The sequence below is a fragment of the Aliifodinibius sp. S!AR15-10 genome (assembly GCF_031569985.1).
In the GTDB taxonomy this organism is placed as follows: Bacteria; Bacteroidota; Rhodothermia; order Balneolales; family Balneolaceae; genus JAMQKA01.
In genome coordinates this window covers 48869-68169 of record NZ_JAMQKA010000004.1, presented here as the reverse complement: position 1 = coordinate 68169, position 19301 = coordinate 48869, and the positions used below count along the sequence as shown (strand labels likewise).

Here is a 19301-nt window from a genome sequence, read left to right as displayed (position 1 = left end):
CATAATTGAGAGTAGATGGCGAAAACTACGATTTATGACATAGCGAAAGAGGCGGGTGTGAGTATCGCCACAGTCTCAAGAGTGATCAATAAAAGTGAGGGTATAGCCGATAAGACCCGTAAAAAGGTGTTAAAAGTTGCTGATGAGCTGGGGTATCATCCCCAGGCTTACGCACAGGGGCTTGCTCGCAACAAGAAGAATATTATAATGGTTGTCGTACCCGTTCTCTCCAACTACTTTTTTATGGAGGTACTGGCCGGTATTCAGGACGAAATGACCAACTACAAGTACGATTTGAATATTTTCAACGTCGGGAGCAACAGTGAAGAGAGTATGTTCCATGAGGTGGAGAATATTTTAAAACGGGGCTGGGCCGACGGTTATCTTTTTATTTCTACTCACATGCAGGAGCAGCAGCTGGAAAAGTTGAAAAGGCACGACATGCCGATTACGCTGATTGACGAGTCCTTTTCTGGGTCCGATTCTGTGACGGTCAATAATGAGGAGGGCGTGCAGAAGGCGATGGATTATTTCCTTGAAAGTGGGTATGAAAGGATAGCAATGATCAGCGCAATGAAAAGCTCCAAGCCGAGCAAACAGCGGATTGACGGATACAAAAAAGCATTGAAAAAGGCGGACATGCCGGTGGATGAGCAGCTCATCATGACAGGCGACTCTATGTATCGCGATGGCTTTTCCGAGGAAAACGGGTACGAAGCGATGAGCAAACTGCTGGAACTGCCAAATCCGCCGGAAGCATGCTTTTGTTCTTCCGATATCCAGGCCGTGGGAGCCCTCAAGGCGATGAAGGAGAAAGGTGTGGAAATACCCGTAATCGGCTACGATGATATCACCATCTCAAATTATATCGGGTTATCAACGATCCGTCAGCCGATGTATGATATGGGAATGTATGCCACCAAACGGCTGATGAATAAGATGAAGAACAGCAAACTTACTCCTACCCATAAAGAGTTTACTCCAGAACTGGTGCTTCGATCCAGCACAGATGTATAGGAGTTGACCCTGCCAACATTTAAAATTGGAGAATGAGATTAACAATTCATACCTTTGTAAGCGCTTACATTCCTGATTTGTGATCTGTGGGCCCGGGAAATCTCAGGGAAGGGGGTCTGCTGATATAACTTACAACTTAATTCTTTTTAGTATGAGGCCTTTTCTTTCCTGTTTAAAATATAAAATACTATTTCTGATCCTGGCAGTAGGTCTGCTGGGATGGAACTGTACTCGTTCAGCAGAGGAAGCTACTCAAGACTCAGCTATTACCTCGGCTTCGGAACACATTGAGCATCCTGAATGGTCGAAGAGTGCAAATATATATGAGGTGAACATTCGCCAGTACACCCCGGAGGGCACTTTTAAAGCATTCCAAAAGGAATTACCCAGGTTAAAGAATATGGGAGTTGATATCCTGTGGCTCATGCCGATCCACCCGATAGGAGAGAAAAGACGCAAAGGGGAACTGGGAAGCTACTATTCGATAAAAGATTATACCGCGGTGAACCCGAATTTTGGTACCAGGCAGGATTTCTTTGACCTGGTGCGAGCAATACATGCCAACGATATGAAAGTGTTCCTGGATATGGTGCCAAACCACACCGCGTGGGATCACCCGTGGGTGACAGAGCACCCGGAATATTACATGAAAGACTCATTAGGCAACATTACCTATGAAGCCGACTGGACCGATATTGCACAGCTTAATTACGAGAACAGGGCGCTGTGGGACGATATGATCGAAAAGCTAAAGTATTGGGTGGAAGAGGCCAATATTGACGGTTACCGGGTGGATCATGCAGGCCACGACATACCGCTGGAGTTCTGGAAAAAAGCGATTCCTGAAGTGAATAACGTCAAGCAAGATTTCTTTTGGCTGGCTGAGTGGAACACCCCGGAGATGCATCCGTGGTTTGATGCCACTTATACATGGGAATATTTCCATCTAACCACCGAGATCGCAAAGGGGGAAGCCTCGCTGGATCAACTGACCGAATACATGGCCAGGCAGGACTCCCTCTACCCAGGGCACGCTTACCGGCTTTATTTCACAACCAATCACGATGAAAATTCCTGGAACGGAACTGACGAGGAGTTGTTTGGTGATAACTTTGAGAATTTTGCCGTTATGGCATCCACAATTGACGGCATGCCGCTTATCTATAGCGGACAGGAGACCGGATTGGAGCAGCGATTGGAATTCTTCAAGAAAGATACCATTGACTGGGACGGTTATGAATATGAAGACTTTTACCGGACACTTTTTGAACTTAAAGATAGAAATGAGGCACTTTGGAACGGTCAGCATGGTGGACATTTTCAGCATGTACAAACCAGCCCATCAGAGAGCATATACGCATATAAACGCGTCAAGGGAGACAGTGAAGTACTGGTGGTCCTGAACCTTACCGGGCAGGAACAGCAGGTGGCGTTGCAAGATATCAGACCCACTGAATATAGTGATGTGTTCAGCGGAGAAACACTGACTGTGGGTAAACAACAAGTTGCGATACCTGCCCACAGTCACCTTGTATTAGAAAAATAGGTTTGGTATTTATGGTATTCTATTTTACCAATAGAAGGGGATCATAAACAGGGATTTTATGAAAAAGAAGCACATGAAGCCCAGCCTCTCTTTCTGGGAGATCTGGAATATGAGCTTTGGCTTTTTGGGGATACAATTCGGATTTGCTCTACAAAACGCCAATGTCAGCCGCATCTTTGAGACACTTGGTGCCAGTATTGACAACATCCCGCTCTTGTGGATTGCCGCACCGGTGACCGGCTTGGTCGTTCAGCCGATCATTGGCCATATGAGCGATAAAACTTGGAATAGTCTCGGGCGCCGCCCCTACTTCCTTTTTGGGGCAATTTTTGCCTCATTAGCACTCTTAATCATGCCCAATTCTCCGGTCCTGTGGGTAGCAGCAGGTATGCTTTGGATCATGGACGCTTCGATTAACATATCGATGGAGCCGTTTCGGGCATTCGTGGGCGATATGCTGCCGGCGGAACAGCATACCAAAGGGTTTGCCATGCAGACCTTCTTTATTGGCACCGGCGCGGTTATTGCCTCGGCACTCCCTTATATCATGACCAATTGGATCGGCCTTTCAAATACTGCTCCCTCAGGAGAAATTCCACCGGCGGTTAAATGGTCGTTTTATCTTGGGGGAATTACTTTTTTGGGAGCTGTGCTCTGGACCGTCTTGAAAACGGAGGAATATCCGCCTGAAGAGTTTGAACGCTATGCCAGGGATTCCCGGGAAACAGATTCTCTTATTGATGCTGCAAAGGGAGAGTTAGTAGAAGGCGGCATTCGTCAAAAGTTTGTATCTGCTATAACCTTTATTGCAATAGGACTGGGGCTAACATATTTAGTGTATAGCGGTGGATATGAGAAAGAGCTCTACATTTTTAGTATTGGCGTTGCTGCATTTGGCGTGGTAATGGGCATTGCCGGATTACTGCAGCAGGCGGACAAAAAAGAGCACGGACTGGTTGTGGTCGTCTCCGATTTTCTGAATATGCCAAAGACGATGGTGCAGTTGTCGGTGGTACAGTTTTTCTCCTGGTTTGCTCTTTTTGCTCTCTGGATTTACACAACGGCGGCAGTTACTTCTCATATTTATGGAACAAGCGATGCGACGTCTGTTCTCTACAACGAAGGCGCCGACTGGGTCGGTATCTGCTTTGCAGTATATAATGGCTTTGCTGCTTTAATCGCTTTCGGACTCCCGAGAGCTGCCAAGTGGACCAGCCGAAAAGCAGTTCACGCCTCATCTCTTTTGATCGGCGGAGCAAGCCTGGCGGGCATCTACCTGGTCAGCGACCCCACTATGCTACTGCTCCCGATGGTGGGTATTGGTCTGGCCTAGGGCAGCATCTTGGCCATGCCGTATGCCATACTTTCCGGTGCCATCCCGGGTGAAAAGATGGGTGTTTACATGGGACTTTTTAACTTTTTTATTGTGGTTCCGCAGATTGTAGCAGCCAGTATCCTTGGATTTATGTTGCGTAACTTTTTGGGGGAGAAGCGATTTTTGCCCTCATAGCCGGTGGTGCATCGATGGGAGTAGCGGCACTGGTAATGCTGTTCGTAGATGACAAGGCCGCCAAAGAAATTGAGAAAACACCTGAAACTGTGGGGTAGGGAAGCAGTTGTTACGCGTTTTGTTTGCCTGAGATCAGATACCAAACAGTTGAAAGAAGACCATTTACTAAAATATCAAGAGATTGGTTTCATCTCTTTCAAGACAAAAATCACTAAAATTATCTGCGTATTCAGCGTAATCTGCTGTTTACATGCACCAGACTTGTCTTTGAAGCAATGTTGAGCACAGTCACCATTTTAAATAGGACTTCCTTTTGACAAGATAATTCTATGCGTGACAATGCTTTAACGGATAAATTGGGTGATCGAAATGCAAGGCTTTATGGGTTTTTATCAAATTACCCTGCATATGATACAGCCGGTACCGGCCATCGCTATCCTGAAATCCAGTTGCAACCGGTAGGCTCTTTATGGGGTGTTCATTTTTTCGGTGAGGAAAATCCGCCGGGAGTCGGACTCAAGAACTTAAACCAAAAAACTCACCATAAAATCCCAGATATTGTTCTATCAGAGCTTCATTCCGGGTCCTGCTTATCAACGTTGGGAGACGTTGCTGGCACCGAAAGCAGGGATTTTCTGGACTTGGGGCTGCCGGTGGAGTTGGGCTTTACCCCTCCGGTCTACGCATATATGAGCCGCCCGGACAAACGCAGCGGAGGCGTTAAGAAAGAAACCCTGTAGCAGCTTCCGGGAAAGACTGGAGGTGCAAACCTCAATAACCCGGAAGGAGCTTTGAACATGAATATCTTGGTTTCTTTTATCCCGTACAGCTGTCGGGACAGGCGAAGCAGAGTCGTACGCTTCCAAGATATGATCCAATAAAAGATTTCATTATCAGTTAATATTTCTTATCTGTGATGTATAACCAACGAATAATAGATAACCTGCAGAAGATTTTTACAGATTGAATGATTACCAATTCTAAACGGTTATCACGATAGCAACGGAAAGTAAAATTTTGATTTAGATTTATGAGTGATCTCCATAAAAAAGTGTCAACGCTAGGTGAATTGAAAGAAAGCGGTTGGGAATCAGTTTCGGTGAAGGAAGAGATCCGCCGAAATCTGATCGAAAAAATTAAGTGTGGTGAAACTCTTTTTCCCGGAATTATTGGTTATGAAAAATCGGTTGTTCCCCAGATCCAGCACGCACTGATGGCCAAGCACGATCTTATTCTGCTGGGACTCAGGGGACAGGCAAAAACAAAAATCCTGCGCATGCTGGTTAACTTCCTGGATGAATATATGCCGATTGTAAAGGGCTCTGAGATCAATGACGACCCATTTAAGCCGATCTCAAAGTTTGCCCGTGAGAAAATTGAAGAAATGGGTGATGATACCCCGATCGAGTGGGTCCACCGCGACAACCGCTATGGGGAGAAGCTGGCGACGCCCGATACCACCGTGGCCGACCTGATTGGCGATATTGACCCAATCAAAGCGGCGACAAAAAAGCTGACCCTGGCCGACGAGAACGTCATAAATTTTGGACTTATCCCGAGGACCAATCGCGGCATATTTGCCATTAATGAGCTGCCGGACCTTCAACCCCGCATCCAGGTAGCGCTGCTGAACATTATGCAAGAGCGGGATATCCAGATTCGCGGTTTCAACGTGCGTATACCATTGGATGTAGGGATGTTTTTCTCTGCCAATCCCGAGGACTATACCAGCCGTGGCAACATCATTACACCGCTAAAGGACCGCATCGATTCGCAGATCCTGACGCACTATCCGCGAGAGCTGAAGGTTGGTATGAAGATAACCGAGCAGGAGGCCTGGAGATCGAGAAATGGTACTGTGACCGTTCATGTGCCGCAGATAATCAAGGAAATACTGGAGCAAATTGCATTTGAAGCGCGTGAATCGGAGTATATAGACCAGAAAAGCGGGGTATCAACCCGGATGACGATCACTGCTATGGAACAGCTTACTTCATCGGCTGAGCGCCGTGCGTTGATTAATGGAGAAAATGAAACTAGGGCCAGGATCACAGACCTCTATCATGTTGTGCCTGCCCTTACCGGTAAAATGGAGCTGGTTTATGAAGGTGAGCAAGAGGGGGCGATCAATGTGGCCAAACATATCATCGGAAAGGCGGTCAAGAAGATATTTATTAAACACTTTCCCGATCCCCAAAAACAGAAGAAAAAAGGGGAGGAGAAAGAGAATGTGTACCAGGAAATACTGGACTGGTTTGCCAACGGCAATGAACTGGACATGCCCGATGATCTCAGTGCTCAAAAGTATGAGGAAGCCCTCAACAGTGTAGCCGGACTAGCTCAATTTGTTGAAAAGAATGCAAAAATGGACTTCAGCGAAGATAAGTTTGTGCTTATGGATCTGACGATCGAAGCACTTCACCAAAACTCCATGCTGGGCAAAGAGGATCTGGACGACCACCGATCGTACACTGATATGCTCGGTAGCATGCTTGGTTCCATGGGAGACTTCGACGATTTTGAAGACTTTGATAACTAGATAAGGTTACTTAATGTTGTGTCATCCTGAACTTGTTTCAGGATCTCACAAGGCTAATTTGTTTGATTTAGAAATCAATAAAGCTGATTCGGCTCTATCCAATGCAGGTTCAACGAGGAAGACTAGCTAAATAACCACGTTGCATAACCCCAAAGATCATCGTATATTTGACCACTCAAAATCAAAGGAAATTAGAGCATTTATAATCATGAAAAAAGGAATTCATCCCGACTATCACGAAATTACGGTTGTCATGAGTGATGGTACCGAATTCAAAACCCGGAGCACTCTAGAAACCAAAGATGGTACGTATCACAGCGAGGTAGATTCAAAAAACCACCCGTTTTATACTGACAACCTGAAAGTCCAGAAAAAAGCAGACCGTATCGATCGTTTTCACAAGCGTTACGGAAGCAAGGACTAAGGAACTTTATATTCGATATTTCAAAGGATGCAGAGCAAGGTTTCTGCATCCTTTTTTTTTGGTTACTACCTGCCAGTCTGAAACTTTTCTGAATTCGAACCTTCTCAAGAATTTTACATGCAGCTATTCAGTTATACCGTCGGTCCATTTGCCGAGAATACCTACTTGCTGGTTGAATCAGGGAAAGGCATTTTAGTTGATCCCGGCTTCCACAAGCAGAACGAGTTTGAAAAGGCACGGGAAGAGCTGGAATCACAGTCGGCAGAACTTATTGCAGTGGTGCTGACACATGCTCACGTCGATCATATTTTGGGGTTGAACCGCGTGTTGGAAGTGTTTGATGTACCGGTGTACCTGAGTGAAAAGGACCGTTATTTATGGAACAATTATGCATCACAAGCCCAGATGTTTGGATTTAATGTCGAGTCGATTGATGCTGACCCGAAACCGCTGCCCATTTCCAACAGTTGGCAGCTTGGGCCTTTTGATTTTGATGTCCGTTACACGCCGGGCCATGCGCCTGATCATGTGGTGCTCTATTCCCAAAAGGATGGATTGGTGATAGCAGGGGATACGCTTTTCAAGCAGGGGATAGGCAGAACAGATCTATACAAGGGAAATTTCGGTAGGCTTGAACAGTCGATCAGAGAGCAGCTCTATACGCTGCCCGGTGATACGGACATCTATCCCGGTCACGGACCCAAGACAACCGTGGATTACGAGAAGAGTAACAATCCATTTGTGAAAGTGTAATCCAGGCTAGTCGGCTTCTCTCTTCAGGCGTTCGATCTGCTCGTCGTAATATTCCGTTTTATCTTTCTTAATCTTTTTGAGCCGTTCATATGTGTTGATTGCGGCCTTGGTTTTACCCTGCATTTCGTGGATTTTGGCCAAGGTCTCCGATGCAATGTTATCCACATCGTCGTCACCTGACTCAGCAACCTGAATTTCTTCCTCTTCCGCTGTATTCGGTATGGAAATAGGATCAGAGTCCACTTTTGACAACCGGGTAATCAGGTCATCAAGGTCCAACACCGGTTCCGGGCCCTTCCGGGAGTGCTGCTTCTGAGATGGCTGGTCAGATTCTACATCAGGAGTCCAGGCATCAAACGCATCAGGATGGGATAGGTAATAATGCAATTTTTCCATGAGTGCACTGCCGGGCGCGAATGCCTTCGCTTTCAGGGCCTGCTCAATTGCCTGGTCTTTTATGCCTTTGAGGTGGTAGAACCAAGCCAGCAGGAAATATCCTACAGCATCCGGCCCTCTTTTTTCAAGGTGATTCTTTAGCTTGGTAGTCACCTTGAGCGGATCGTCTTTAAACTGCTCAGCGTAGGTGGCCAGGGATTTGGGTATTTTAAAAGGAAATTCCGACATTGAGTCTATTTAGTTATCAAAATCGACCGGGAGTTTACGGGATCTGGTTACAACAAAAAATGGCCGAGAGAACAAAAAAATTATGAGCTTCTAGTATACAAACAGTAGGAGAATACAGTCAAAAATAATTTCTGTTAAACTGGTTAATCAATGGGTTACCCGCTACCAGTCGCTGACCGCGTCATTGAACATATTATTAACGACCTGTTCCAGCGCCTGTGTAGCCGCATTTTCTTCTCCCTCAATGGGGTCCTCATTGGGATCGTAAGTAGCGCTGCCAGAGAACTGCTGGTTCCACTCCGGTTCCTCGGCATCGGTGTACAGGTACGTGGCCCTGACGGTTATCGTCACTTGATTACGGTCGGTCTCTTCATCGCTGGTTACACTGAACGGGCGGTTGGTATAGTTGGTGATTTGACCTTCCAACACCGCGTCTGCATCGGCTCGACTGTTTGCCAGGTTTAATTTTGTTTGATTGACAAAACGATCAATGAGTGCTTGGTTCAGTTGGTCACTGAGATCCCCGATACCGCTGGTCGACTGGTCGGCAAAGAAGGGAATATAGATTGAATTGACCCCCTCAGGAATAGAGGTACCGGTAAAGCTGTAACTGTAGCAGCCAGACAGTGAGAAAGGCAGCGAAAGCAAAAGAAATACAATAATGTATGTTATGCTTCTCCCCGAGGTATTGGAGTCTGGGATATTGCGGTTGAATGATGCTTTTGGGGAATTAGTATGGTGCATGGAATGAAACTTAACCTCTGTATTACTCAAGTCCGTATTGATCTAGTTTCCGGTACAAGGTCCGCTCACTGATGCCAAGGGCCTCAGAAGCTTTCCGCCGATTGCCATCAAATTTTACGAGTGCCTGTTCAATAAGAAACTGTTCCGTTTTTTCGATGGATGGGATTTCGTCACCATTAAAAAACTGCTTGAACAAATTCCCTATCTCGGGTTCACTCTCCTCTTCCTCGGATATGTTCGCCTCCGAAAAAGACTGAACGCCCAGAGACCCGGGGCTTTCCGTCTCTTCATCGATGTCAAAATCTGAGATATTTGTGGAGTGCTCTACCTCACTTTGGATGTTTTGTGGCAATGCCTTCAGATCGCGCCCGGAAAAGGCCCCATAAAGGAATGTGGCCAGCATTTTTTTCATTTCGCTTATCTCACTTCTCAACTCTACGAGAGCGCGGTATACCAGCTCGCGATCTGCTTTGCCAAAGGAGGAATCCGAACTCTTTGATTGCTGGGCATCACCCGACAGCACGGGCAGGTTATCCGCCGAGCCTGTTTGCTGGCGACCCTTGAGATATTTTCTCAGCGTCTGTGTATCAATAAATTGTGATTTCTCCAGAACTACGAGCTGCTCTGCCACGTTACGCAACTCACGTACATTCCCCGGCCAGCGATATGAAATCAACAGCTCTTTTGCTTCGTCAGAAAATCCTTTAAAAACTGAATCATATTTGGCCGAAAACTCGGTTACAAATTTGCGGAAAATAGGGATGATATCATCCGGGCGTTCACGCAGAGGAGGGAGTTTGATTTTAACCGTGTCAAGCCGGTAATACAGGTCCTCACGAAAGGCGCCTTCCTGCACGTGCTCCCACAAATCCTTGTTTGTTGCGGCAATAACCCGAACATCCGTTTTTTTCAGCTTGCTGGAGCCAACTCTGAAATATTCACCGCTTTCCAGCACCCGCAGCAACTTGACCTGTACATTTTTAGGAGTGTCACCGATCTCATCCAGGAAGATGGTCCCACCGTCAGCCTTTTCAAAATAACCTTCACGGGCCTCATGGGCGCCGGTAAAAGCTCCCTGCTCATGCCCAAAAAGCTCGCTTTCGATAATGCCCTCCGGGATGGCCCCGCAGTTAACAATAACTAGGTTCTCGTGCTTTCGTTTGCTGATAGCGTGGATAGCACGTGCTGTAATGTCTTTGCCAACTCCGCTTTCCCCCTGTAACAGTATCGTAATGTCGGTATCGGCAACCTGAACAGCCTTGTCAATAACCTGTTTTAGTGCTGCAGATTCTCCGATAAGTCCGAATCGTTCCTGAAATGCTTCGCGGTCCATTAAACTTAGATTACACTTAAATTTGAACTATTTAGCGAATATATGTAAAGTATAAATTTAAGCATTCCTTATGGGGATGCATAACTCTTTCAAGTTAAAAATGTTTTCACTAATCTTCTGAATGTATCTTAAGCGTAAGGATCAGGCCCGGGCTTAAAGGCTTTTAACTACCTTACATTTAAAGATCAATTCCTTACTTTTGAAAACGAAATTCAATAGAAACTGAATCCTAACATTGGCTGATATAGCACCAAAAGTTACGAACCAGCTCGAATTACATACCGAATTCACCGAACATTTCCAGAAGATTTACGGGCCCGGAAAGGTTGATATTTGTATTGCCCGCCTGGAAAAACTAATTGGCAAGTACGCTCCTGATATACCAATACCGGGTGGAGAGGAGGAAAAATGGACGGAAAAGGATTCCATCCTTATAACCTATGGGGATGTTTTGCGGGATCTGAATCGACCTGCGGAATGCCGGCTGGATATCCTGGAGGAGTTCCTGGAGCATTATGTTAAAGAGTCGGTGAGCGCCATTCATATCCTGCCGTTTTTCCCAAGTTCTTCTGATGCAGGTTTTTCAGTAATTGATTACAAGAAAGTGCGTGAAGATCTCGGTAGTTGGGATAATATTAAAGCGCTTTCACAAGATTACCGGATCATGGCAGATATGGTAATCAACCATACATCCAGGTATAGCAACTGGTTTCAGAATTTTAAGGAGAAAAAGGAACCGGGCAAAAATTATTTTATTGATGTGGATCCGAACCTGGATATCTCACAAGTTACACGCCCACGTAACTCACCACTGCTTACTCCTGTTCAGACAGACAATGGCAACCGGTGCGTATGGACCACATTCAGTGCCGACCAGGTGGACGTTGACTTTTCAAACCCCGATGTTCTGTTTGAATACCTTGACATTTTCCTGTTCTATCTTTCTCAGGGAATTCAAATAGTACGGCTGGATGCGATCGCATATCTCTGGAAAAAGATCGGCACAAACTGTATTCACCTCCCGGAGACCCACGAGGTCGTCAAACTGTTCCGCACGCTGGTGGACGAGGTGGCTCCCCATGTTACCCTGGTTACCGAAACCAACGTGCCACATGAGGAAAATATCAGCTATTTCGGCGACGGGGATGATGAGGCACACATGGTATATCAATTTAGCCTGCCGCCGCTGCTGTTGCATGCCATCCTAACAGAAAATACACAATACCTGACCGATTGGGCTTCGAGGCTGGAGGGCGTTCCCAAAGGCTGTTATTTCATGAACTTCACGGCCTCTCATGATGGAATCGGTGTGCGTCCCCTGGAAGGACTGGTACCCGAGGAAGAGTTTGAGCACATGATTGATGCCGTATATGAACGAGAGGGCTTTGTTTCATACAAAAAGAATAAGGATGGAAGTGAAAGTCCCTATGAGCTGAATATTACGTACTTCGATGCTTTCTCTGATCCCGGTAGTGGTGATGACAGGATGCAGATCAAGCGCTACCTCTGCTCTCAGGCCATTATGCTTTCGCTGAAAGGAGTACCGGGGATCTATTTCCACAATCTGACAGCCACGAAAAACAACACTGATGAAGCCATAGCCACAGATCAGAAACGCACGATCAACCGAATGCAGTGGGAGTTTGAGGAGCTGGTAGAGAAATTAGAGGATGAGACTACCACCACTCACTATGTCATGAACAAGTTTGAGCAGATGCTGGATATTCGTGGGGAACACCCTGCGTTTCATCCCGATGCTCCGCAGGAAATATTTAATTGCGGAAATGATCTCTTTGTCATAAAACGCACCGCCCTGGATGAAAGTGAAACGATTTTTTCGATAAGCAATGCCACCGGTAAGCAGCTTTCGGTGGATCGGGATGAATTGCCATTACCCGCTTCTCCTGAATCTGTAACCGATCTTTTGAGTGGAGATACGAAAGGAAGATCTGGCTCCATTAGCCTGGAACCCTTTGAAACAGTTTGGCTCTGCTACTGACAGGTAAATACTTGACAGGGAATTTAATCAGTTTCAATTGATTTATGTGCTATTTCGTCACTTTCAGGCTCATCCCCGGTCCAGTAGTAAAATAAAATTCGGTCCCCTTTTTCATACCCATAGACATCTGAAAATGCAATTTCTTTCTTGCTCCTGGGATGTATCCTGTTGTCATCTGAGGAGATCGGGGCCCATGAAATATACGCAGCTGTCCCTGCTTCAACTGCGAAGTAGTGAATCGGTTCGGAGAACTTATTATGCACAGTAAAGGTTTCCTCCGCTAGATCTACTTGAACCCCTCCTGAAGCGGTACTCAAAAGTCCCTCTGAACAGCTTGTAAAAAGGATTCCCAGAGCAAAGATGAACGTGGCCGCCAGGATAGAATTTTCAATCTGTTTCATCGCTTCCTTACATAACAATTATCAGTTTCCTAAGTTACACGCTGAAACTGAATCATAACTATAAGCACAAAAATTAACTTTTGACTGAATGGATCAAACGGAGTGGCTAAATAGATCAGTTGAAGAACGATTAGAATGGTATACCAGTGAAATAGATCGCTTGATCAGATCGCTGGACGCATCCGAAACCAAAAGCAGCAAGGAGATTCTGCAAGAGATTAAAAAGCGGATGATCTTTGACGGGACGCCCTCAGACAACCGGATGAGTGAGGAGAGTGAAAAACAGAAAGGTTATTACAAGTCGATTTATAAAGCTTATAAGACGCTCCCCAATGTTGGTGACGATCAAGAGGAGTGGAATGATAATCTTGCCAGATCGAAAGAGATACTAAATACCACCGCGTAATTCTCAGTTTGCTCTAAACGGCTAGACCCACGCACTCGGTAAGCTGACGCAACTCGGTAATGATCAAATCCGGATCGATATTCTCACAACGGGGATCATCCTGACGGAGTTTTAGGGAGCGGGTATCCCCGGCAAAAAGAGCAGTTTTCATTCCCAGTGTACTAGCTGGCATAATATCTTTGAGCATGTCATTCCCAACGTAGAGCACATTTTTGGGCTTCATTTTGTGTTTATTGCGAAGGGCCTCGACAAATCGTTCATAAAAGTGAATAGAAGGTTTCTTCACGCTGGCCTGATAGGACCACACGAGCAAATCCTTGTCAAATCCCGCGGAATGGACGTCTCTGTTGGTCAATGCTTCAAATGCAACAGGTGTATAGAATTGTGAATTGGAGACAATCCCCAGGATATACCGCTTTTCACGAAGTGCAGCAAGCGTATCCATCAAATCTGGAACGGGCCAAACAGCATTAAATCTAAACTCGTATTCAACGGAAAAGCGTTCGGCAATTCCGCGATCGAGATCTCCTTCAATATAGTTCTGCTTGATCAGGTAATTCAGGACCTCGTACCAAATAAGCACAATATCCGGCTCAGGGTGGTCAATGCCTTCGGATCGCTTGAGTTTTTTGTAATCACGAATAGCCCGGTCAAAATTGTTGAGACCTTTCTCGGCAGCATCCTCAGTTACCTCAAAGCCGGTATCTACCAGTGCCTCTTCAAACTTAGTCCGGCTTTCTTCACTCTGTTCTTCATCAATTCCGATGTCACCGACCCCTGAAAGAAACATTGTCCCGTAAAAATCGAAGGCTACACAGTGTATGCCACCCAATTGCTGAAGTTGCGGCTCCTGATCTGTGGGGATTGGATTCAAAGGGGAGGAGAGCTCCTGGATTCGATTGACTAATAACGCCTTATCCATTTATTAGAGGCTGGTTTTTTGTTCAATGTTTAACGTTACAGACTGAAGGTTGTGGATTTCAAACTTTCAATGGGTATATATGAATTGACACAAAAATGAGCTCTGCACTCAAGAAATGATTATTCTCAATCAAGCTTACGATTAAACTTTTTACGGTACTCTTCGATTTCAATCATCGGGGGACGCTCTTCTTCTGTGATTTCTATTTCTTCCTGTCCATAGGAATCCTCAATCGCCTGTGTTTGCCGGAGAATCGTCTCGTGATCGGAAATATCACCAATGATGTCCAACGCCTTGGCTCGTTTGATGAAAGTCTGTAAAATGCCGAATGACATTTTCCCCAACGCTCGGGTCGGTTTATTTTCGTGCACCCGCTGGTCGAGATCGGTCTGTGCAAAAGCATCAAGGCCGTATTTGGTATACACATCGATCAGGTGGGAGGTCTCAACCCCGTAACCGATCGGGAAGTGGATCTGCTCGAGCACTTCGCGACGTACGGCATATTCACCCGATAGCGGCTGGATGATGCCGGTCAGTTCCGGAAAATAGAGCGAAAACAGGGGCCGAATAAGAATCTCTGTCACACGCCCACCACCCGAGGGGCGAATGCCACCGGATACTGCGAGCGGGCGATCGTAAAACGCTTTCACATACTGAATCTCTTGCCGGTGAATAAGCGGTGCCACCAGGCCATATACAAAGCGCGGGTGGATATTACTGATATCGGCGTCTACGTAGACAATAATATCGCCCTTGAGCTGGTAGATCGCTTTCCAGAGATTTTCGCCCTTGCCTTTCTTTTTTTCGATACTGGGTAGAATGTCGTCGGCCAGATAAGTGTCGGCGCCAAATCCTTCGGCAATCTCAAGCGTCTGGTCTTCAGAACCGGAATCGATCACTGCAATTTCATCAAGCAGGGGATAGCGGTCCATCAGCTCTGAACGGAAAATTACGACCTCCTTACCGATCGTTTTTTCCTCATTCAAGGTGGGCAGGCAGAGCGAGATTGTCAGATTCTGCTCCTCCTTCTTTTCAACAAGCTGTTTGAGATCCCAAAATTGAGAATGATGGTAGGTGTTGTTCGTAATCCAGTCTTTAATCTTCTTCACAATAGCCTCCGTCGATTGCAAGCAATGTACCAATTACTTGTGCAATACCTTTAAAAGTAGGGTCAATTTCGATGTTCTCGTTAGTCTCGTGAATGTGATCGCCGTGCGTCAATCCCAGTGTGATGGCGGGGATATCGTGATCAATAAATGCCGAAAGTTCCGAGGTACTTGGGCCCGGACGTGATTCGATCTCGAGTTTCTCCATGATCTGGCGCGTGTGCCGTATCAATGGATGCGAAAACGGGATGCCGCCCGGTTCACGCTCTGCAAAGATATCCAGGTTGATGGTGTCGCCGCTTTTTGAGGAGACTTCCGTCACAATTTCATGGATCGCCCGATTAATATCACTGACCTGTTCCGCCGATTCGGATCGAATCTCAAAGCCCAGTGTCGATTGCAGGGCTGTAGTGTTGAACGAGGTGCCGCCCGAAATTGAGCCCATCACAATGCTGGTGCGGGGGCGCTGTGGCAACTTGATTTGATTGATTTTGTTAATAACTTCGTTGATGGTGAGAATAGCACTGGCATCGCCAAAACGAGACCAATCATACTCTTCGGGCACCTTACAGGTAACTTCACCCCTCTGCATTCCGATGGATGTGTGACTGAGTCGTCCCAGCTCCACCCCCTCCAGTCCCACGCCAACCTTGACGGGCTTTTTGGCATTTGAGAGAAAAAAGCGGAGCCCTTCGAGATTGCCGCGACCGAGGCTGCGCGTCGCCCCCATCAAGAACAGGTTGTGATTCAGTTTAATATCAAATTTATCCAGGAAGAACGGGAGCGTGGCAAGGGCAGCGAGTCCGAGGCTGTTATCAGCTACACCCGCACCGGTAACCGTATCCGGTTGTACTGTGAGGGTATGATCGGTCTTTTCGGAGTAGACAGTATCGGCGTGGGCTACTACCAAAATATTTTCTTCGCCCACTTCTCCCTCAATCATCCCGATGCCGTTGCCGACTTCATCAACCGAGGTTTGGTCAAGTTCTGCCTCTTTAAATCGGTTCATCAGGAATTCGATACGTTCCTCCTCCTTAAAAGTAGGAGCGGGGATTTCGCCAAGCATCACGAGGTTGGCAAGCAGAATTTCTTTCATCTCTCGTGATTGCTCTTCAATGGATGCAAGTGAATCTAGTATTTCATTAAATGAATCAGCCAAAACGTGTTAATTAATGTGAGGTAGTTATTTATCAACAGCTTATAATAAATTGACTGTGAATACAAAAAGTTTAAAAAAGAAATGAATGCTGCACTCAAGTATGGTGAATTCGAATGGTATATTCAAATCTCTGAAAAGATATCTGAAATTACCAAGTAACGTTTTAACAAATTAATCGTCATATCTAGTGAATGAGTCTCAATAAGTGTATGCTTTTTTTTATAATTCAGGATGTTGACCTGGAATAAAAGAGCATGAATGGAGCATTCACGAAAAGAAGAATTTCAACTGATCAAAAACATCCTGGATGGCCAGCAGGGGCTATATCGTAGACTGATCGATCAATATTCGCCCATGGTTTTCCATATTGTAAGACGTTTTGTGAACGACGAGGATGAAGTTGAAGAGTTGGCGCAACAAATTTTTGTGAAGTGTTACGAACGGCTCGATTCATTTGACATGAAATCAAAGTTTTCTTCTTGGTTATATATGATCGCCAAGAACCATTGCCGTGATTATGCCAAAAACGTCCGGCGTAAAAACAAACGGTTTAGTGAAATGGAGCAGCACAACCTCGAGGCTATGATGACGACTAATGAAACTCCTGACCAGTCTCTGGAACAGGAAGAGTGGAACAATTTGCTGGACGAGGCTTTAGACTCCCTTTCGCCGGAATATGCTCAAGCTTTTTTGTATAAGTATCGAGATGAGATGACATACCAGGCGATGGCAAAACGAATGAACGTTTCTGTGAGTGCTTTGAAAGTTCGTGTTCACCGGGCACGAAAAGAACTGAAAGAATATTTTGAAAGTAGAGGTGGCAATCATGAATAACGAGAAAGAGACCCTCCTCAGGAAGTATCTCGACGGGGAGCTTTCAGCAGAAGAGGAGCAAAAAGCACTGCACTTGTTTGCTGATGATGAAGAACTGCGGTCTATGCTTCGATTTGAGATGAAGCTACAGCAGTCGTTCAGGGGCGAACAGGAGCTGTCCTCTTTTGAGGTACCGGCGGGCTTTAGTGATCGTGTCATGAATCAGATCACTGAGAATGCTACGGCGGATGCGGAATCCAAAAATAAAAACAGGCAAGAGATCTTAGATTGGTTTGACTGGCTCTGGCGTCCGCAAGCCATACAATGGAGGCCCGCTTACGGGATGATAATCTTACTGTTGATTGTGAGCGTAATCCTGGCACTGCCCGGCAACCCAGCAGAACAGGATTCTCAACAGGCTACACTTGACCAATCGGTGCAGACCGTTTCGGAAGCGAATGACGAGGTGATGCTCAGGTTCGTTTTTATGGATGACCAGGCCAGCTCTGTTGCAGTAGCCGGAGATTTCAATAACTGGGAGCCAGAGCCCCTTACCCGGGAGGTTGTTGATGGCAGGCAGGTATGGACCGGCCTTGTCTCCATGAGTCGGGGCGAACACCGCTATATGTTTGTCAAGGATGGGAAGCAGTGGGTTACCGATCCCCTAGCCCCAATGTACCGGGAAGATGGGTTCGGAAATAAAAATGCAGTGATCTATCTATGACCAGAATTGTGTTGGCAGTTATTGCTGCTTTGTGTTCTATTGCAAATTTAGCCTATGGCCAGCAATGGCAAACGGTATTTTATGTCGACTCGCGGGTGGGGTATTCCTCGAATACCTATCTGAATCCCTATTTATCGGAGTGGGATCGGTCAGTGGCATCTGGCTATGGCACTGTCACAGTGATGGGACAAACGGCTTGGTTTGATGATAAAAATGTAGCAGAGTTTACTGCAGGGGCAGTTTTCGAACCTGTTTTTGGTCAAACAGACACATGGAAAGGAGGACTGGGTTTGATAAACTATCGCCGAAAGTTTACTGATAATTTGACCGGCGGAATTGAAACGGGAGCCAGCTATTTCAGTTCATCCTATCAGCGGACCTTGCTCTGGGCTCAACCTACGCTCAGCTGGTTTCCCACACCGTTTACGAATATAAAAGTGAAAGCCGGGACAAATTACCGGCATTATAATGATTACGTGGTAGACAGCGTTGCGGTAAATTCGAAAGATCAGACAGGACTTTATGCCCTGGAATTAGAAACCTGGCCAAGCTTCCAATGGCGGCTCTCGGCGGGATTGTACGGAAGCCTGGCAACACTGCCCTCGGTGGGCCGGGGATTTCGCTCAACAGGAAGTGCCACCCACATTTTTGAGGATGGTGAAAGCCTGCGCTTCACCGTTGGCATTGAACAATATCGCAATGAATTTACAACGACAGTTCCCGACGGAGGGGGCGGTTTTCCCCCGGTTGGCGGCCCCTCGGGGGATACAGAAATAGTTGAAAATACTAACAGGATCTTTCGGCTTGGAGTAGAAGCAAACTATCCGTTGAACCAACAGCTGTCACTTTTTCTGAATGTTGAAGGGCTGCAATATCACTCCGATGCTGTTTCTGATAATTTGCAGGATATCCAGGTTTCAGGAGGTGTGCGGCTTACATTTAATGCCACGCGTTTTAACAACCGGGGTGGAATTGAGCCGGACTGGCAAAAAAACGATAGCCGGCAGGAGGTACAAATACGGTATGCCGGCGAAGGGCAGCTTTACCTGGTAGGAGACTTCAACAACTGGCAACGTCCCGGTATACCACTTGTTGAACAGGGTGAAAACAGGTACGTAGCCCACCTTGACTTGGAGATGGGGTCCTACGAATACAAGGTTTTAGAAATAACCGGGGGAGAGGAAGGATGGATCTCTTTTTCGGAGAATATATACACCGTGGATGACGGATACGGTGGAGAAAATGCAATGTTATTGATTGAAGAATGAAACAGGAATGGAA

Annotated in this window: 18 protein-coding genes and 1 pseudogene; 12 read left to right on the top strand and 7 right to left on the bottom strand. The window is 46.2% G+C overall.

What is annotated here, in order from left to right:
- Positions 1-15 precede the first annotated feature (15 nt).
- The 7 genes and pseudogenes from NC796_RS04200 (at position 16) to NC796_RS04165 (ending at position 7789) form a co-directional block, all read left to right on the top strand.
- Positions 16-1017, top strand: coding sequence for a LacI family DNA-binding transcriptional regulator (locus NC796_RS04200; RefSeq protein ID WP_310682397.1), 1002 nt, complete (start codon positions 16-18; stop codon positions 1015-1017).
- A 151-nt stretch (positions 1018-1168) separates the two neighbouring features.
- The gene (locus tag NC796_RS04195) at positions 1169-2563 is read left to right on the top strand and encodes an alpha-amylase family glycosyl hydrolase (RefSeq protein ID WP_310682396.1); all 1395 of its coding nucleotides are present in this window, start codon (positions 1169-1171) and stop codon (positions 2561-2563) included.
- 58 nt (positions 2564-2621) lie between these two features.
- Positions 2622-4171, top strand: a pseudogene (locus NC796_RS04190) (MFS transporter).
- Between the two features lie 231 nt (positions 4172-4402).
- Positions 4403-4813 (top strand): hypothetical protein, encoded by a 411-nt coding sequence (locus tag NC796_RS04180; protein ID WP_310682390.1) that lies wholly within the window; start codon positions 4403-4405, stop codon positions 4811-4813.
- Positions 4814-5103: 290 nt separating this feature from the next.
- Positions 5104-6612, top strand: coding sequence for a magnesium chelatase (locus NC796_RS04175; RefSeq protein ID WP_310682387.1), 1509 nt, complete (start codon positions 5104-5106; stop codon positions 6610-6612).
- 208 nt (positions 6613-6820) lie between these two features.
- Complete coding sequence (gene rpmE, locus NC796_RS04170; RefSeq protein WP_310682385.1) at positions 6821-7036, top strand: 50S ribosomal protein L31; 216 nt, start codon at positions 6821-6823, stop codon at positions 7034-7036.
- 117 nt (positions 7037-7153) lie between these two features.
- Positions 7154-7789 (top strand): MBL fold metallo-hydrolase, encoded by a 636-nt coding sequence (locus tag NC796_RS04165; protein WP_310682383.1) that lies wholly within the window; start codon positions 7154-7156, stop codon positions 7787-7789.
- Positions 7790-7795: 6 nt separating this feature from the next.
- Here the strand turns inward: NC796_RS04165 and NC796_RS04160 are convergent, their stop codons facing one another.
- The 3 genes from NC796_RS04160 to NC796_RS04150 form a co-directional block, all read right to left on the bottom strand.
- A complete protein-coding gene (locus NC796_RS04160; protein WP_310682381.1) occupies positions 7796-8413 on the bottom strand; it encodes a hypothetical protein in 618 nt (205 codons plus the stop codon).
- Between the two features lie 162 nt (positions 8414-8575).
- Positions 8576-9187 carry an LptE family protein gene (locus NC796_RS04155; protein WP_310682379.1) on the bottom strand — a complete coding sequence of 204 codons (612 nt, stop codon included), beginning with the start codon at positions 9185-9187 and terminating at the stop codon, positions 8576-8578.
- Positions 9180-10490 (bottom strand): sigma-54 dependent transcriptional regulator, encoded by a 1311-nt coding sequence (locus NC796_RS04150; protein WP_310682377.1) that lies wholly within the window; start codon positions 10488-10490, stop codon positions 9180-9182. Before NC796_RS04150 ends, NC796_RS04155 begins: the two co-directional genes overlap by 8 nt.
- 235 nt (positions 10491-10725) lie before the next feature.
- Here NC796_RS04150 and NC796_RS04145 point away from each other — a divergent pair, with 235 nt between their 5' ends.
- Positions 10726-12489: a sugar phosphorylase gene (locus NC796_RS04145; RefSeq protein ID WP_310682375.1), complete on the top strand. Its 1764-nt coding sequence runs from the start codon at positions 10726-10728 to the stop codon at positions 12487-12489.
- Between the two features lie 23 nt (positions 12490-12512).
- Here NC796_RS04145 and NC796_RS04140 read toward each other — a convergent pair whose 3' ends face one another.
- Positions 12513-12890, bottom strand: coding sequence for a hypothetical protein (locus NC796_RS04140; RefSeq protein ID WP_310682374.1), 378 nt, complete (start codon positions 12888-12890; stop codon positions 12513-12515).
- Between the two features lie 88 nt (positions 12891-12978).
- Here NC796_RS04140 and NC796_RS04135 point away from each other — a divergent pair, with 88 nt between their 5' ends.
- Positions 12979-13296: a hypothetical protein gene (locus NC796_RS04135; RefSeq protein ID WP_310682373.1), complete on the top strand. Its 318-nt coding sequence runs from the start codon at positions 12979-12981 to the stop codon at positions 13294-13296.
- Positions 13297-13309: 13 nt separating this feature from the next.
- On the opposite strand, the gene NC796_RS04130 is transcribed toward NC796_RS04135, so the two are convergent.
- From NC796_RS04130 to NC796_RS04120, 3 genes are all read right to left on the bottom strand, one after another.
- Positions 13310-14218 (bottom strand): HAD family hydrolase, encoded by a 909-nt coding sequence (locus NC796_RS04130; RefSeq protein ID WP_310682372.1) that lies wholly within the window; start codon positions 14216-14218, stop codon positions 13310-13312.
- Positions 14219-14343: 125 nt separating this feature from the next.
- Positions 14344-15330, bottom strand: coding sequence for a glucosyl-3-phosphoglycerate synthase (locus tag NC796_RS04125; RefSeq protein ID WP_409070351.1), 987 nt, complete (start codon positions 15328-15330; stop codon positions 14344-14346).
- A complete protein-coding gene (locus NC796_RS04120; RefSeq protein ID WP_310682368.1) occupies positions 15314-16483 on the bottom strand; it encodes a M20/M25/M40 family metallo-hydrolase in 1170 nt (389 codons plus the stop codon). Before NC796_RS04120 ends, NC796_RS04125 begins: the two co-directional genes overlap by 17 nt.
- Before the next feature lie 258 nt (positions 16484-16741).
- Between NC796_RS04120 and NC796_RS04115 the strand changes: the two genes are divergently transcribed.
- From NC796_RS04115 to NC796_RS04105, 3 genes are read left to right on the top strand one after another with little or no spacing between them, the layout of a single operon-like run.
- Positions 16742-17317 carry an RNA polymerase sigma factor gene (locus tag NC796_RS04115; RefSeq protein ID WP_310682366.1) on the top strand — a complete coding sequence of 192 codons (576 nt, stop codon included), beginning with the start codon at positions 16742-16744 and terminating at the stop codon, positions 17315-17317.
- A complete protein-coding gene (locus tag NC796_RS04110; protein ID WP_310682364.1) occupies positions 17310-18020 on the top strand; it encodes an isoamylase early set domain-containing protein in 711 nt (236 codons plus the stop codon). Before NC796_RS04115 ends, NC796_RS04110 begins: the two co-directional genes overlap by 8 nt.
- Positions 18017-19288, top strand: a complete 1272-nt coding sequence (locus NC796_RS04105) for a glycogen-binding domain-containing protein (RefSeq protein WP_310682362.1) — start codon at positions 18017-18019, stop codon at positions 19286-19288. The genes NC796_RS04110 and NC796_RS04105 overlap by 4 nt, the downstream gene beginning before the upstream one ends.
- Positions 19289-19301: the final 13 nt, after the last annotated feature.

What these genes read in the sequence shown, in the direction of transcription:
- NC796_RS04200 (WP_310682397.1), top strand. Translation starts at nt 16, where the DNA reads ATGGCGAAAACTACGATTTATGACATAGCGAAAGAGGCGGGTGTGAGT.
- NC796_RS04195 (WP_310682396.1), top strand. Translation starts at nt 1,169, where the DNA reads ATGAGGCCTTTTCTTTCCTGTTTAAAATATAAAATACTATTTCTGATC.
- NC796_RS04180 (WP_310682390.1), top strand. Translation starts at nt 4,403, where the DNA reads ATGCGTGACAATGCTTTAACGGATAAATTGGGTGATCGAAATGCAAGG.
- NC796_RS04175 (WP_310682387.1), top strand. Translation starts at nt 5,104, where the DNA reads ATGAGTGATCTCCATAAAAAAGTGTCAACGCTAGGTGAATTGAAAGAA.
- rpmE (WP_310682385.1), top strand. Translation starts at nt 6,821, where the DNA reads ATGAAAAAAGGAATTCATCCCGACTATCACGAAATTACGGTTGTCATG.
- NC796_RS04165 (WP_310682383.1), top strand. Translation starts at nt 7,154, where the DNA reads ATGCAGCTATTCAGTTATACCGTCGGTCCATTTGCCGAGAATACCTAC.
- NC796_RS04160 (WP_310682381.1), bottom strand. Translation starts at nt 8,413, where the DNA reads ATGTCGGAATTTCCTTTTAAAATACCCAAATCCCTGGCCACCTACGCT.
- NC796_RS04150 (WP_310682377.1), bottom strand. Translation starts at nt 10,490, where the DNA reads ATGGACCGCGAAGCATTTCAGGAACGATTCGGACTTATCGGAGAATCT.
- NC796_RS04140 (WP_310682374.1), bottom strand. Translation starts at nt 12,890, where the DNA reads ATGAAACAGATTGAAAATTCTATCCTGGCGGCCACGTTCATCTTTGCT.
- NC796_RS04135 (WP_310682373.1), top strand. Translation starts at nt 12,979, where the DNA reads ATGGATCAAACGGAGTGGCTAAATAGATCAGTTGAAGAACGATTAGAA.
- NC796_RS04130 (WP_310682372.1), bottom strand. Translation starts at nt 14,218, where the DNA reads ATGGATAAGGCGTTATTAGTCAATCGAATCCAGGAGCTCTCCTCCCCT.
- NC796_RS04115 (WP_310682366.1), top strand. Translation starts at nt 16,742, where the DNA reads ATGGAGCATTCACGAAAAGAAGAATTTCAACTGATCAAAAACATCCTG.
- NC796_RS04110 (WP_310682364.1), top strand. Translation starts at nt 17,310, where the DNA reads ATGAATAACGAGAAAGAGACCCTCCTCAGGAAGTATCTCGACGGGGAG.
- NC796_RS04105 (WP_310682362.1), top strand. Translation starts at nt 18,017, where the DNA reads ATGACCAGAATTGTGTTGGCAGTTATTGCTGCTTTGTGTTCTATTGCA.